Consider the following 14,983-nt stretch of genomic DNA (forward strand, 5'->3'; position numbering starts at 1 on the left):
CTATTTAAAAAATTGGATAGGAACCGTAGGGTGGAATAGCGTCTTTTTGCGTATTCCACCAAGCAGAGTCAAAACACAGCCCCATACATGACCACTAGCACTAACCATGGTGCCACACCGAACCTTTCGCACGTCGGAATACGCTGACGCTATTCCAACCTACACTGATAATGCGAGACCCGCCACCGTGCTCTAATCCCCTAAACCTATTTAAAAAATTGGATAGGAACCGTAGGGTGGAATAGCGTCTTTTTGCGTATTCCACCAAGCAGAGTCAAAACACAGCCCCATACATGACCACTAGCACTAACCATGGTGCCACACCGAACCTTTTGCATGTCGGAATAGAGAAACCTGTGCTCAAACCCCCGGTTTTCCGTATACTGCCCCGAACGGTATCTCGCTGGACACCCATCCCGGATAACTCCCTTGGAGCACATTCATTGCTTTCCCAAACCACTCACCACCTTTATCCGTTCCCCTACTTTCTTGATGCTTGCGCATTCTCGCAGGAGCAGTGCGCAATGCTGGAACAATTGTTTAACCACAGCGCGGATTGGCAGCAACGTGATGCCGCGTTTTACCGATGCGAGCTACGCGATGTAACCCCAGAGTTAGCAACGGCATTTCTGCGGGAGGTCACCGGGAGAATGCGCACAATCACAGGGTTACCATTGACAGATCGGGTGGTAGTCACTGCCCAACAGATGCAGCCCGGACAGTTCATTGGCATACACAGCGACCGGCCCTTGCTGGGCTATGAGAGCGTGCGCTTAGTCGTACAACTCAACAAGGACTGGCAGCCCGCGCACGGCGGCGTGCTGGAACTGTTCGCATCGCCCTCCGGCGAAGCGGTGATGCGGGTGCCGCCAGGCTACAACGAGGCCTTTGGCTTTGTGCTACACAAAGATTCACACCATGCCGTCACCCAGGTGAGCCGGGCGCGCCTGTCCGTCGTCTTCAATTTCTGGCACGCCGCCAATACCCCCGAACTTGCAACTCACGTGCAGACCTTGTTTACCAAGCTCCACTTCTCCGAGTTATCGACCACACTGCATCCCGTCATGACAGCGGCAGAAGAAACCCTGCCGGAAGACACAACGCTGCTGGCCGGCACCACAGCGGTGGCGCTGCAGCGTTGGGGTTATGACGACGCAACCGTAATGGCCGGCTATCAATACAGCGCGGGGCAAAGCAGCCACCGCAACAGCGACAAAGAGGCATGGGCCGCAATACGTCTGGCAGATTGGGTGGCGCGCCTGCACCGGGATTCATTTGACTTGGCACGTTGGGAAGAGCTGCGTAGCGAACTACATAGAGAACAACAAGGGGGCGCAGAATTTACGCGTTTGGTGCCGACCTGGCGGCTGTGTCTGCCAGAACAGGACCGCGCTTGAAACAATCTTGTATGGACCGGCAGCGTATCTTCCTAAACCTTTACCTTCACCCCTTAGGCAGTTCTCCCAGCGTATCGGTCGGCACTTTTTCCCAACTCTCACCCCAGCCGACGAGCCAGCTTAGACCGTAATTGCGCTGAAATACGATATCCGGGTCCAATTCCGCAGGCATGGTTTTGTTGGTGATATGAGCGTCCCTTATACGCCAGTGCTGCTGATAGAGTTCGGTTTCCTTGGCTTCAATTTCTTTTTTACTTCTCAATTTTGCTTCGGCGATAAATTTTGCCGGATCATCGACAATGGCCAGCACTTTTTTGTAGTTAAAGATATAAACCTGATCTTTTAGGCTGGGATACGGATCGATCATATTCAGCGCCCAGAACAAGGATACCAGCGCCTCAGATTTCCAACTGAATTCGATCTTTTCCTGGTGCATCAGTTCTTTTTGATGGAAGACGGCTTTTTCTTTCTCGGTGAAGTATTCGTTCACTTTGTTTCTTTCCACCCAAGCCATCAGGTCTTGCGGGTTTTCCTCATGCACTCTGGACACCATCACCATCAGCGCCAGGGCTCTTTTGGCCACCTCATCGGCTGATCTTATTTTTATATTCTGCTCCGCAGCCAACTTCTGCCGTTTCTGCATGGCTTCATTTATGTCCAGCGACCCCGCGCTTGCGGTGTTTGACAGGAAAAACAGGAATAAAAGTATGGAATAGCTGATCCGTACGATTTTGAGCGGTGGCAAATTTAAATTATTCATGGACAATCCGATGGTTTTAGCTGCTTATAGAGCCGTTTTGGCCTTGTTACCGGATATTAAACTCAGGACACCCGAAGTGGTTTGTTCTGCGCCTTTACACCCTGCGGTAGAGTTTTTGATTTTACTGTAAACGCGCGTGAGTTTACAAACCCGACGCAAGCAGGATATCTGTCGCTAACCTCAAGTCAAAGGTTCCCAGAATGGGAACGGTAGTACAGCCGCCGGCGTCAGCCACCGGTAAGTATCCTAAAAAAGATTTTCAGCCCTGACGGGGCTGCGTAGCAATGACGTGACCAAGCCCAGAACGGCGCACGCAAGGATCAAATTGACCACGCTTAATTTAAACCGAAACAACGCCACAAACGCCGCTATTCCTATCAACAAGGACCACCACTGGAATGTGCCCGCGAATCCCTGTGGCCACAACACATGATAGGCAAAAAACACCGCGAGATTAAAAATCACTCCCACCACCGCGGCTGTAATACCACTTAACGGCGCCGTGAACTTTATATCATGCCGGGTGGCCTCCACCGCGGGACCACCCGCCAATATAAACAAGAACGATGGCAAAAAAGTAAAGAACGTGGCTACCACGGCACCCGCCACACCGGCTAAGACTAGAGCCTCCGCTCCGAAGACCTCCTTCACCCAAGCACCGACAAATCCCACAAACGCCACAACCATAATCAACGGACCGGGGGTGGTTTCGCCCAAAGCGAGCCCATCAATCATTTGCGTTGCGCTTAACCACGCATATTGCTCCACACCACCCTGGTACACATAAGGTAAAACGGCATAAGCGCCGCCAAAAGTCACCAACGCCGCCTTGGTGAAAAACCACCCCATTTGCGTAAGAGTTCCTTGCCAACCGTACGCTAACGTTAGCGCCGCCATTGTCCCGCCCCACAGCAACACTGCGCATACTAAAATACCCACCAACCGCAGCCAACGGAATCGCGCATAATCCGGAATCGGGGTATCATCATCAATAATTGCCGGACCATAGGAATTACCCGAGCCACCGTGGGCACCCCCGACCTTAAACAATTCCGGCGCCACACGGGAACCCACATAGCCAATGACTCCGGCCATCAATACAATGTAAGGAAACGGAACCTGTAAAACGAAAATAGCCACAAATGCCAGCAAGGCGATGGCACGCAACACGTGATTGGCCAAGGCTTTGGAGCCAATGCGATAAGCGGCAAACACAACGATGGCTATCACCGCCGGTTTTACCCCGTATAGAACACCTTCTACAATCGGAGTATTACCGAAGGCAAGATAAATCCAGGTCAACGCGATCAGAACAAACATGGAAGGCAGCACAAACAGAGTCCCGGCAACAATACCGCCCCACATCCCATGCATTAACCAGCCGATATATGTTGCTAATTGCTGAGCTTCCGGCCCCGGCAACACCATGGTGTAATTTAAGGCGTGTAAAAAACGCGCCTCGGAAATCCAGCGACGCCTTTCCACCAATTCATGATGCATCATACTAATATGGCCGGCCGGCCCACCGAAACTGATAAAACCCAGCTTTAACCAATATAAGAACGCCTGCCAAAACCCTACCGCGGCGGGCCGTTCCGATGCGGGTAAAACTTGGGAAACTGTTGGCATACGGTTTTCATCCTAGTAACAAGGGAGACCGTTACAGTTTAGTGCAAAAAACCGTTCCGAAAATTATTTGTTTCCCGTATAAGCCAACTGGACAAAGCATTGCTCTCTAAGCGGAATTGTGGACCCGCACAAACCAGCATGTGTGCAAGCCCCTATTCATAGGCTTCTGCCAACACACTCCCTTCGCTGCATACTTCTCCCGGCAATTTAAGCTCATAACTCCAGGGTGCTGTATCGGGAATATCCCCATTGATATTGTCAATTTCGCAAATGGTGTAAGCCTGCACATCCGCCTGGCTGAATTTCAACCTTCTATAAAAAGTCTCGTCGCCGCAATCTTCTTGGCGCCCGTTGATGTAACTGGCGTTTTTTCTCTCCAAAAGAATATCATGATCAAGCTCTGCGGTAAGTTCAACGCTGATTGGGGCTTCACTGGTGTAAAAAGTTTTTACGGACAAGACCACGTCCGCTGCTGTTTGATTAACAAAAACGGCTCGATGTTCCTCAAAGTTATTAGGACAGTCCCTCACGTAAGAGGTCGCCATAACGGCCAGAAAGGACACACCATAAACCGGAATCAACAGTATCTTTCGCGGTACAATATAGGCACAGTGCCTGTCGTACACACGGGCCACATACAACATCGGTATGGCCAACAAATCCCAATAATCCACAGTCCGATGTACTTGCCAAAAGCCGATATGATTCCAGGCATCAATAAGTGGTTGAGAATAGACAGATTTCCAAAATACAAACAAACAGGCCGCCAGCGCCAGATAAAACCCTTGCCTCCTAACGGAAAAAGACATCATCAGGCATCCGACCACAAACAGACCCGTAAAATCAGACAGCTTTCCGGTTACCAGGCCGGGAAAAGCCGCCTTTAAGAAATGATCGTTCACTAAAAGTAGCGCCAGGCTCACCAGAAAAAGCGGTGACATAACAATACTGAATGGGTGTTTTTCTAAAGACATAATATGCCGCCCCTGTATCAGTGGCTAAAGCTACCGCTAAGGACACAAAATAGGTTAATAACGTTATTTAGGTAATCGCGATACCGCAATACTGGCCAGTTTCTTCAAACCATCCACCGAGCAAAAACTATTGGATTCAAGATACAAATAATGTTTACCCGCTTGAATATGAATAGAGTCACTCGTGCCAAAAATATCTTTTCTGCTGTCTAAAGCAGACCGGTCGCCGATCCCGGATATTTCCTTTCCCGTCATTAGAATCTCAAAGGAACTTACAGCCTGTGCCGATGTAGATATCGTCGAAGGTTCCATTAACTGCAACTTGGATTCATCTGACCCTTTTGTAGCATACGCCAACGCGCAAGCAAAGTGTTCAACATACTTGGGATGACTCACTGTTAAATTATTTTTGTCGCAAGCAGACTCTATTTCCGAGATTTTTAACAGCTTAGTGCAATACGCCACGTTATCTGCAGACCAGACCGGAGAGGTCAACGCCATTACTAATACAAACAATATACAGGTTCGCATAGCAAACTCCTTCGCAAGTATTCAATCTTGCCTCAACTTAACAATAAACGGAGTTATTCATTGAAAGCATACCAAAAATGCACTTACTAAAGGCTTACAAAGAGTTGACAGACATCCTGCGTATTCGGCGTCCGAGCATGATAAATGCTAGAATTAGAGTCACTATACCTATGGAATTAAAGGTAAAGCCGCGCGCCTAAACCACCCTACTCACAAGCATAATTCAATTTCACCAAACCAAGAGTTCCCTATCGGGGAACGGGTAGACCCCTCTCAATTTTTCCCGTAACCGGCGTAACCGGGGTCAGAGCACAATAAACGCTAATATTAGAGGAAACTTTGCTCTGACCCGTATTTCTGTGACCCGTATTTCTGGTCCTTATATAAGGCGCCAACAAATTACGAAATTACTTCATCCCAATATCGGTAGTGCCAATTTTGTCATTGAATATCCATAAGTATGGTACTATAAAGTATAGAAATGTATAACAAAAAGCAAACTCTAATGTCCTGTACAAACCAATTTTGGAAATTGTGGGTCGGTATTGCGGGTATGGTCGTGGTAAATTTAGTAATGATAGCGAAATTGCTATCATCTGTGCCGTTCACAGATCTTTATTTAGAGTGTATTTTTTTACTATTTTTCATATCAATACCTTGTATGTTTATACAATGCCCTAAGTGCGGATCTCGTTGGTTTTGGAACAGAGTTAATAATCTGTCCAGTAGTAATGGTCTATTTAGGCAAGTAGAGTGTCCAGAATGTGGTGCATCATGCAAAGATTACTCTTAACGTATACTTATTATATGCCCACGCACATCGTACAGGCCTATCAATGGGTGAAAGCAGTTAGCTCTTGGTATGTCTGAGGGAACAATCCGGAAAGCCGGGCTAGTTATGATGCGTGAACCAGCGATGAAATATGTGGCACTAAATGGCCCTATTTCCTCGTATATGGGGAGATAGGACCGGATTGGAGTCTGAGCAAACTTGAAGATTTGTATTATTGTAATGGTGCTGTTCTATCAAACGGTTGCTTTTGGGGCGGACGAAATGCCTAAAAATGTAACCGAGGCCGTAAATTACTTAATCACAACGCTAAGCAACGAGCAAAAACTTAAATTAGTACAGACACCCTCATATGGGCTTTCTGAATTTCATTACAGTATTGGTATGGGAACGAGGAATTTGTTTGGGTTACACGGTTCAAACAAAGAATTGCTTAAGGATATTGGTTGGGAAAACATGAATGCTGACGAGGCATCTGAAGCGATATTGTATGCACTTTGGGCTAGACTTCGATCTGAGTTACTATCTAACGAGTTAAAGAATCTAGAACGGATGGATGAGGCTCTAAATCACATAATCGTACAGCCATTTAATTTAGTTCCTACACCGGTTCTCTCGGTTCCGCATAATAAGACCAGTATTTCCGCTGCGATCTCACATGTAAATAAAGCAATAAAGAGACAGGAAGAGTATGGAGTCCAAATCGTTTTGGATAGATCTGTAAATCCCAATCATAGTTTTTATTATTCGGAAAAAAAGAGTATATCACTCTACTTATTTTTGTTGAGAATGGAAATGAGGGGTCGTGTTCAGCACATATATAATGAAACTAAAATTATTATTACGAAATTCGTACCAGAGAGTAATTCTTTCTAATATAAGCCAACCTGAATATTAGAAAGTATTGCTCTCTGACCCGCATTTCCATTATGAGGCAAGCGACTTGGCCTCTATGCCTTTTTCTGTTATTTCAATTCCTGATTTAATATTTCTATGTAAGCAGTATACGCGAACACACGGTTGCGCTTTTGGCCGGTGATTTCTTTAACGATGCCGTATTGATGTTCCAGGGTATCCAGCACCTTGCCGACCGTGGCAGCTGTGAGCCCGGTAAGTTCGATCAGCTTGTTGATGCTGGCAATGGGCTGCTGAAACAGGGCATCGATGATTTGGCTGGCCGAGCCTTGTTGGCGACCCAGGCCGTTTAAACGGGCTTTGTCATGTTGTCTGAGGGCACTGAGTTGTTGCGCAGTATCGGCGGCTTGATTGGCCGTTGCAACCACGGCATCCACAAAGAACAATAGCCAGGCTTCCCAATCTCCACTAAGGCGCACCTGATTCAAAAGCTCGTAATAGGTTGGACGGTGTTTTTTAAAAAACACGGATAGGTATAGCAAGGGTTCTTGCAGAACTTTTGCTTCCACCAAGATTAAAGGGATCAACAGGCGACCGATGCGACCGTTGCCATCCATGAAGGGATGAATGGTTTCAAACTGCACATGAGCCAGCGCGGCCTTGATAAGTGGGTCGGTGGACTCGGGCACGTTGTTAATAAAACGTTCCAGTTCGGCCCAACAATTATTCAGTTCGTTGGCCGGTGTGGGTACAAAGGCGGCTTCGTCGGGGCGGTGGCCGCCGATCCAAACCTGAGTTTTGCGGAACTCACCGGGGCTGCGATTACTGCCACGGCCTGAGGTCATGAGTGCTTGATGCAATTCCGTAAGTAAACGATAGGCGATCGGTTGTTGTTGGCGAATGCGCGTGATGCCTAAATTGAGCGCGTTAACATAGCAGGAGACTTCTTGCACGTCATCCATGGGTACACCGGGAACGCCATCCATTTCATAGAGCATTAAATCGCTAAGGGAAGATTGGGTGCCTTCGATTTGGGAGGACATGACCGCTTCTTTACGAACGTAGCTGTATAAGAAGAGATGCGCATCCGGTAACAGATTGCTGGTGGCATCCAAACGCCCCAAGGCGAGCATGGCCTGGTTGATGCGGCCCTGAAGTTTGCCATCCATTTCCAGTGGGGGTTGTGGGGGCAGTGATTTGGGCACAAAAGCCTGGCAAGCAATGCCACCCGCTATGGCAGGTGTGTATTGGCCGGTGACTCCCCTTTTCATGCTTAAATTTGAAACCTATAAAGTTGAGCTGTTATTTTATTTTAACAGTTAAATTATAATAAGGAAGCGGCTTATTTTAACTTTGCGACACATGCCAGTTATGACCTCTTATCTTGTAGATTATTCAATATTTTATATAATTTCCTAGTTCCGTTGAGCAAAAACCGAGATCAGCCGAAATTCGTACCAGAAAGTAATTCTTTCTAATATAAGCCAACCTGAATATTAGAAAGTATTGCTCTCTGACCCGCATTTCTGTGATCTGAACGGAGGTCACCATGCGCCCAATTTAGTTTCCATCAACTAAGTGTACCGATTAATTCCAACATTGCTCTGTGCGGCCATAAACATTCTCTATTTTTCATCCCCTTCGTAGTCACCGGCCGCTGGTTCAATTGCGCGGAAACGGAATACATGGGTAAGTCCATTACGTTAGGCACGTGCATCAAAAACCCATAAAGGTCTTGTGATTCTGCTACGCGTAATGAGCTTTGTACCGAACGATCACAGACCGTATCAAAACTAAGTTCATCTACGTATGACAATGCTTTGTCAATCACCGCCGGTTCGTAACCCAACTTCAGCATGGTATTGGCAAACAAATCATTAAACCAAAAATCCATATTGGCAAAATCACTCTCTTTCCAACCCGGCTTGAACAGAACAAAACGAGTTTTGTCATGGCAAAACATCACACATTGGCGACGATCAATCACATACAGATTTGCATGCCAATCTCCCAGTGGATTGTTATCCTCAAGCTTTTCCGGACTGACATTTTTCAATTTAGCCGCGAGTTTTTTCGTGCAATGGATAATCACTTTATTTCAAGCTCTCAACTTAATTTCGGGTTCTGCGCGCACATCACACCAATTTCCGCAATTTACTCAAAAAGAATCTTTCACTCCACAAGGTCAAACTTTTTTGCTCAACCGGTTTCAAAAAGCGTTCAACATCTTGAGCCGCTCTGTCCCACTTAATCTCAGCAATTTTCCCTTCCAACTCCGCAGTCAACCAAGCTTTATCTATATTGAGATTTTTCCCCTTCCATGGGCCGTATTGAATAAGTGCATTATTGAGCAAACCAATATTCGGAGTAACCCCCTTAGCCACATACCAATTAAAATCGTACCAATCTCGACCTTTTAAGTACGGGCGACATAACAGCGCATGAATTTTTAATGCAAAGTTACTACTCATATCCTGGTGACAGACTTCGTAGTCAACCGGGAAACTAAGATAGTTATATTCAAATCCTGACCCTACCGGCGGATTACAATCGACTTCCAACTTAATAGTCAACTTGCGCCTGGATTGGCTACCTAAGAAATTCAAGTTTAACTGGTTAGCAATGGAAGTATCCTTAATGACCGCGGCCCTGACGTTCCTGTCCATTTGCTTTCTATCCAGCGCTTCAGGTTCTATACCGAACTCCATACAGGTTTCCGTCAAACTATCCAAATAAGGTTGCCAAGAGAAATCAGAGTCGGGCTGTTGCAGAACAAAATCAATGTCTTCTGAAAATCGTGGTAAACCGTATAAGATACGCAAACTGGTGCCACCTTGAAACGCAGCCACTTCAAAAAACTCCGCTCGCCATAAGGCAAACAGGATGATCTCCTGCACTATTTCCTTCAGCGCATTCTCCTCTTCAATTGGCCCAATCGTTTTGTATTCCCTTAACCTCTGTTGAATCAATTGGATCACAACGCCAGCTCCCGCTTCAAGCCTTGAATAAACGCCAGTTCACGCTTTCCTTTGTATACATCCAGTAGACATGTGATATCCAACTCATTCACTAACTGGAGTTTTTGTTCATCAACACGCAATCCCTGGTACAAAAAATCCAAGCCTTGCCATTCAAACTTACATAAATAAACCAAGTCCAGTAAAGCCCTTAAAGGTTCGGCAATCAATGCGACCTGTTGCTGCAATTCATGCCGCATTACCGCCTGCAAAAAATAACCGCCATTAACCGTCATACGACGAAATTCAAATCGCCCCAAACGATCATTCTCGTAATTCACCGACTTACCCCTTGGCGTCATACTCAACACAGTATTAACGGCTTCTGGAATCCAGCCGTGAAAACTCAAAGCAGACTCAGCACTCACATAACTACCCGGCTCAATCTGTTGTGCCAAAGTAAAAGGGTGAATGGGTGTTTTTCGGAAAACAGGATTTAGCACATACAAACCCCGTCGGGCCCTCAGCAATTCACCGGCTTTAAGTGCACGATTCACCTGACCATACCGCCGGGCATCCCCCCCACCCAACAAACGAGCGATCTGACAGGCAGATAAGATGCGGTCGGCCTGGCCGGTCGTGATGATCATTTCAGTGAGTGGAGTCATGTAATAATATTTACAGATACTTCCATAATATGCAAGTTTCTGCAATTTTTTTAAAACATAGCATAACTAACTTATTGTTATATTTGGCTAATATATTTTTGTTCCAAAACTAAAATAAGAAACATTCTTATTTTAACTTCGAACAACTATTATCCAATTCTACGAACCATGGACCAGTTCTCTGAAAGGGGGACCGTGATACAGCCGGTGGCTTCAGCCACCGGTTAGGCGCACAAAATAATTTCAGCCCTGAAAGGGCTAGGTTGGATCGTTTGAAACCAGAGAATAGTTATTTTTAATACTAGTGGTGAATACAGCGCTGCTTTCATCACACTGAAATCCACTCTGACCCGGTTCTATTTTATCCCCAGTAAGCTCGCCCCTCCGAATAGTTCACATATAGTGAACGATCAAGTTCTACAAAAACCGGATAGCTTGTCACCATTCCCCCGACTCTGGAAAATCTATCAATATTATGAAACAACCAACCTGCCCCCCACCCTAGCTCTGGCCCTATTTTAGCGCCAAACGATGTTTCCAATAAGCAAATTCTCCATGGCTTTATTAGTTAGTATCTTTTTAGTTATCCCACAATCCTCCAAATTAACCCCATTCCCTTTATTAAACACATACCCTTTAAATCCCTCATCGTGATGGTAATCTAACTTGTACCCGAAATCACTAAGCGAACTTACCCCCTCGGCTAACGGTGGAAACGGTGTCAGCACATCCTCCAAAAATTCGACATCATTAGGAACCGTAGGGCGGAATAGCGCCTTTTGCGTATTCCGCCAAGCAGAGCCAAAACACAGCCCCTTACATGGCCACTAGTACTGCCTATAGTGCCACACCGAACCTTTCGCATGTCGGAAGAGAAACTATCGGGCTCTTTGCTCTTATTAACCTAAGCCGACTTCATAAAAATGTTTGAATCTTCGAGCGGTTCATGTAATGGCAATAAATCGTTAAACAAAGCAACAATGTCGGACCACACGCCCTGATCAGGCGTTATGTATTCTCGATACTTATATTTGTAAAATTTTATACAATCGATCCCATCTACTATCAAAAATACCGTTTTGTTTTTATGCGGTCTATCTTGTTGCTTTACCCTGATCACTGTTTGAACGTCTTGCGTGTGATAAAAACTTGCAAGAGACTGGATATCGCCGCTATGTGAAATCCATTTCACATAACTATGTTTTTTCATGACTTTTAGCATGGCGTTTTTCTCAACCCTCACCCCCTTGTAGTTCGTTATGTGAGTAGACAAATCTTCATTCAAAACAGGCAAGACTGTCGGCAATACTAGCTGGCGTGAATAAATACTTTTTACCTTATTATCGCTACAATATTTCCGCCAGTATAGGTTTACATCACCTGGAGTTAGGCTGGGATCCCACACCTGAACCAACGAATCCTCGGGCGGTACAAATCCCTTTCCTGATGAATCTACGATATCCCCGTTTCGTTTGACGACAAAGGTCTCTAACTGGTTTTCCTTTAATGAACTACACAACCAAACCACACCTTCAAGTAAGGTTAACCTATATTCATCGGCGCAAAATAAACTTTTCCATTCTGGATACTGCCATTTGTATTGTTCTGCTCTTCTATTATTTAACCACTTTGTTGCGTTTTCGCAATATAGCTTAGCTCGCGTCTTCAATTCTTTTACCGCGTATTGTAGTGTTGCAGATTCGGGTCCGGATATTTTGTTTATAGAATTTGAGGTACTCTTCTGTGAAAAGCGAATTTTCAATTCAGAGTTTAAATGTACCTGGTAGCTGCTTTCCAGATTGCCAGCAAACACGGCTCTCAGACCACTCGTATCCAAAACCAATTCATCAATTAGGCTGTACAACTGCATACTTTGTTCATATGCATACTTATCAAGGTGGACCAATATGTCACCAACATCGAAAAAATCGGAACCCAGCCAAAGATAGGTTAATTTTTGCAGGGCACTTTTTGAACCCAATTTCCCCAATTCCCATACAAGAAAATTTGATTTTTCCCCCCGTTTCTTACTTGCGCCAGCCAATAGCTCCTCACAACCCGGAGTCAGTATTGCCAACGTTAAAAGCCAATTGCTGTTGTGCAGCTTACTGTCACTCATCCAAATAGTGGCAAAAAAACACGCTAGATTATAGACATACAAACCACATAACCCACGAACAATGCTGGTTGCACGATGAGACATGACCCCCATAGGCGTTTCGCTGAATTCTTGCAAAAGCTCATAAACGCTTTCTTTTGATAGACCAATAGCCTCAAAATCGAATTTTTCAGTTAATACATCCATAATATCGTCCAACAGAATACCTTGAGGACTTACGGCTTCTGGTTTTTTGAGGTCGATGTCTTGTAACACTGTTTTGATCATCGTTTGGCTTACGTGTTTTGGAATCGCACCATCACCTAGTATGCTTTTCAATTTTTTTGTGTTTTCGGGTGTTATTTGTTCCTTAAAGGTAAGTAGTAATCGCCAAACCGGATCTGTCACTACCCTATTAGAATTGATTACCATATTTTTTTCCACAACCGTATTCGGCGACAAGTTGAAAATGCCTTCGTAAAATCGTTTCTGCGAATGACTAGAGTTATTAAAGCATGACACCAAACATTCTCTATTCTGCATTACAATCTGATCATTCAGCAGAAAATAGAGGTACTGATTATCGATATCCATAGTAAGAACAAATTCGTCCAGCATAACTTGCTGGCAAAATTTGACAAAATCCTGTCGTATAGGGTATGTGAGAACCGGGTACGTTTCGAAGCCATATGTTGGAGGTATATATCGTAGATAAGTATTTTGGTTCATGGCAATATATACCCGTAACTCTTCTCGTATTTCCGATACTCCCCAAGACCAAAGCATTGAGGCCAATCGAGGATGAGGGTTATCATTTAAAGTTTGTACCGCCATTAGAAAAAGTTCCGGATTGTCTTCCCCTGCCTCGTCATAATAAGCTTGAATCTGAATAAGGATGGCATCTACCGAGGCTTCGCCCACATCTAACAATTTCCACATGAGGGCACTAAGAACACCTACACGCCGGCCAGGGAATTTACTCCAGAGTGGAGTTAGCTGCTCTACACTTAATTTGGGAATGGGATACTGTAGTAGTATATCGTGGTGTTGCTCCAGGACTATAGAACTCCAATCAAGATCGCCAACAATAAGACAACGCACTACACCACGTTTCGTTTCTTCATCTTTTACATTCCTGGCTATATCTAGCAGTGCGTTAACATCCGTAATCTCACAAAAATGATAGATTTTCAATTCAGGATGACTGTACAATTTTGGATGCCGTTTAAAAGCAATAGTCTGCAGTTTGTCACGCCTTTGAGACAGAAGATGTTTCAAATCCGACTCAGACTCTGGACAATTTCCGCAATTTATAATGACCAGCACATCATCCAAACGAACTGCAGAACTCGCTACAAAATCATACATAATACTCCAACTGGAATCATCAAAAACTGAAGGCAATGATATATCGACTAACGCACCCTTCTGTTTATAAAAATCAACAAATACATTGCCTAAAAAGCCATGAATAGAGCTTATCCACGGGTACATATGATTACATTTAGCCGAACTGACTATCCAAGGATAATGTTCGGTATCAAAGAATTGCCTCAAAGCATCCAAACCTCGTTGCTTGTAAATTAACAGCACTAAATCATTGAGCAAAAACCAATTGAATGCACGATCATTGTTTCGCGCCAACTCAATCATTTGATCCAAGAATATTTTTTGTTCTATTGGATTAGACCCGAGGGAATCCTTGAAAAAATGTACTCGAAGGTCTAATGCGTCTGCCCGGATTCCAGGTACTACCAGTTTGAAAAATACTGATAAATAATTCCCCGTTAGACCGAAGATTCTATCGTTTATCCAGTCCAGTTGATCCTGACCAAAAGGAGATGCAATACGTTTTATATTATTCAGTTGGTTGTTAAGTGTGGTAGAGACACAGCCATCGATAAGGTAGGCATCAGTAGAATTCTTATCAAATACCAAATTGCCATTTTTTTCATAAAAATTGATCAGATCCCAGATCGCCCTACTGGCAAACATGCTTGCGGCTACCTGCACAAGGCTTGTGAATTCTGGTTGATTGTGATCGTTTTGGTTTTGTAACTGAAGAATTTGCTTACCGGTAAAATTGTACTTCTTATCTATTAAGTCAATTATTACTTCCATTTCGCGGCGAGCAATAGCCTCATCAACTTCCGAATCTACTTTTAGATGTAATGTTTGAACAGTCAACACAAACCCTCGTAATAGGTAACGCAAAAAGTTGCCGAAAATCTCAGCTATCACGAGCAAATAGCTTCCTTCTACTTTCGCGCTAGCTCTCTACTCACCTGGTTGACAAATTAAATGCATCCTGCGTTTTTTAATGG

General features: G+C 44.8%; 11 protein-coding genes. 2 read left to right on the forward strand and 9 right to left on the reverse strand.

What is annotated here, in order from left to right:
- The first annotated feature begins 524 nt into the window (after positions 1–524).
- The gene (locus OEY58_22100) at positions 525–1,397 is read left to right on the forward strand and encodes a 2OG-Fe(II) oxygenase (GenBank protein ID MDH5328148.1); all 873 of its coding nucleotides are present in this window, start codon (positions 525–527) and stop codon (positions 1,395–1,397) included.
- 46 nt (positions 1,398–1,443) lie between these two features.
- On the opposite strand, the gene OEY58_22105 is transcribed toward OEY58_22100, so the two are convergent.
- From OEY58_22105 to OEY58_22120, 4 genes are all read right to left on the reverse strand, one after another.
- Positions 1,444–2,157, reverse strand: coding sequence for a DUF4272 domain-containing protein (locus OEY58_22105; protein ID MDH5328149.1), 714 nt, complete (start codon positions 2,155–2,157; stop codon positions 1,444–1,446).
- A 246-nt stretch (positions 2,158–2,403) separates the two neighbouring features.
- Positions 2,404–3,786, reverse strand: a complete 1,383-nt coding sequence (chrA, locus tag OEY58_22110) for a chromate efflux transporter (GenBank protein MDH5328150.1) — start codon at positions 3,784–3,786, stop codon at positions 2,404–2,406.
- 152 nt (positions 3,787–3,938) lie between these two features.
- Positions 3,939–4,760, reverse strand: coding sequence for a hypothetical protein (locus tag OEY58_22115; protein MDH5328151.1), 822 nt, complete (start codon positions 4,758–4,760; stop codon positions 3,939–3,941).
- Positions 4,761–4,823: 63 nt separating this feature from the next.
- Positions 4,824–5,291, reverse strand: a complete 468-nt coding sequence (locus tag OEY58_22120) for a hypothetical protein (protein ID MDH5328152.1) — start codon at positions 5,289–5,291, stop codon at positions 4,824–4,826.
- 991 nt (positions 5,292–6,282) lie between these two features.
- On the opposite strand from OEY58_22120, the gene OEY58_22125 reads away from it, so the two are divergent.
- Positions 6,283–6,957, forward strand: a complete 675-nt coding sequence (locus OEY58_22125) for a hypothetical protein (protein ID MDH5328153.1) — start codon at positions 6,283–6,285, stop codon at positions 6,955–6,957.
- Positions 6,958–7,046: 89 nt separating this feature from the next.
- On the opposite strand, the gene OEY58_22130 is transcribed toward OEY58_22125, so the two are convergent.
- The 5 genes from OEY58_22130 to OEY58_22150 all read right to left on the reverse strand — a co-directional run bounded on the left by OEY58_22130 (position 7,047) and on the right by OEY58_22150 (position 14,900).
- Positions 7,047–8,207: a Fic family protein gene (locus tag OEY58_22130; GenBank protein MDH5328154.1), complete on the reverse strand. Its 1,161-nt coding sequence runs from the start codon at positions 8,205–8,207 to the stop codon at positions 7,047–7,049.
- Positions 8,208–8,506: 299 nt separating this feature from the next.
- Complete coding sequence (locus tag OEY58_22135) at positions 8,507–9,028, reverse strand: hypothetical protein (GenBank protein ID MDH5328155.1); 522 nt, start codon at positions 9,026–9,028, stop codon at positions 8,507–8,509.
- A gap of 43 nt (positions 9,029–9,071) precedes the next feature.
- The gene (locus OEY58_22140) at positions 9,072–9,914 is read right to left on the reverse strand and encodes a nucleotidyl transferase AbiEii/AbiGii toxin family protein (protein ID MDH5328156.1); all 843 of its coding nucleotides are present in this window, start codon (positions 9,912–9,914) and stop codon (positions 9,072–9,074) included.
- Positions 9,911–10,561 carry a hypothetical protein gene (locus tag OEY58_22145; GenBank protein ID MDH5328157.1) on the reverse strand — a complete coding sequence of 217 codons (651 nt, stop codon included), beginning with the start codon at positions 10,559–10,561 and terminating at the stop codon, positions 9,911–9,913. Before OEY58_22145 ends, OEY58_22140 begins: the two co-directional genes overlap by 4 nt.
- 904 nt (positions 10,562–11,465) lie before the next feature.
- Positions 11,466–14,900 carry a DUF4132 domain-containing protein gene (locus OEY58_22150; protein ID MDH5328158.1) on the reverse strand — a complete coding sequence of 1,145 codons (3,435 nt, stop codon included), beginning with the start codon at positions 14,898–14,900 and terminating at the stop codon, positions 11,466–11,468.
- Positions 14,901–14,983: the final 83 nt, after the last annotated feature.

It is taken from the genome of Gammaproteobacteria bacterium, assembly GCA_029882975.1.
Lineage (GTDB): Bacteria > Pseudomonadota > Gammaproteobacteria > SZUA-152 > SZUA-152 > JAJDNG01.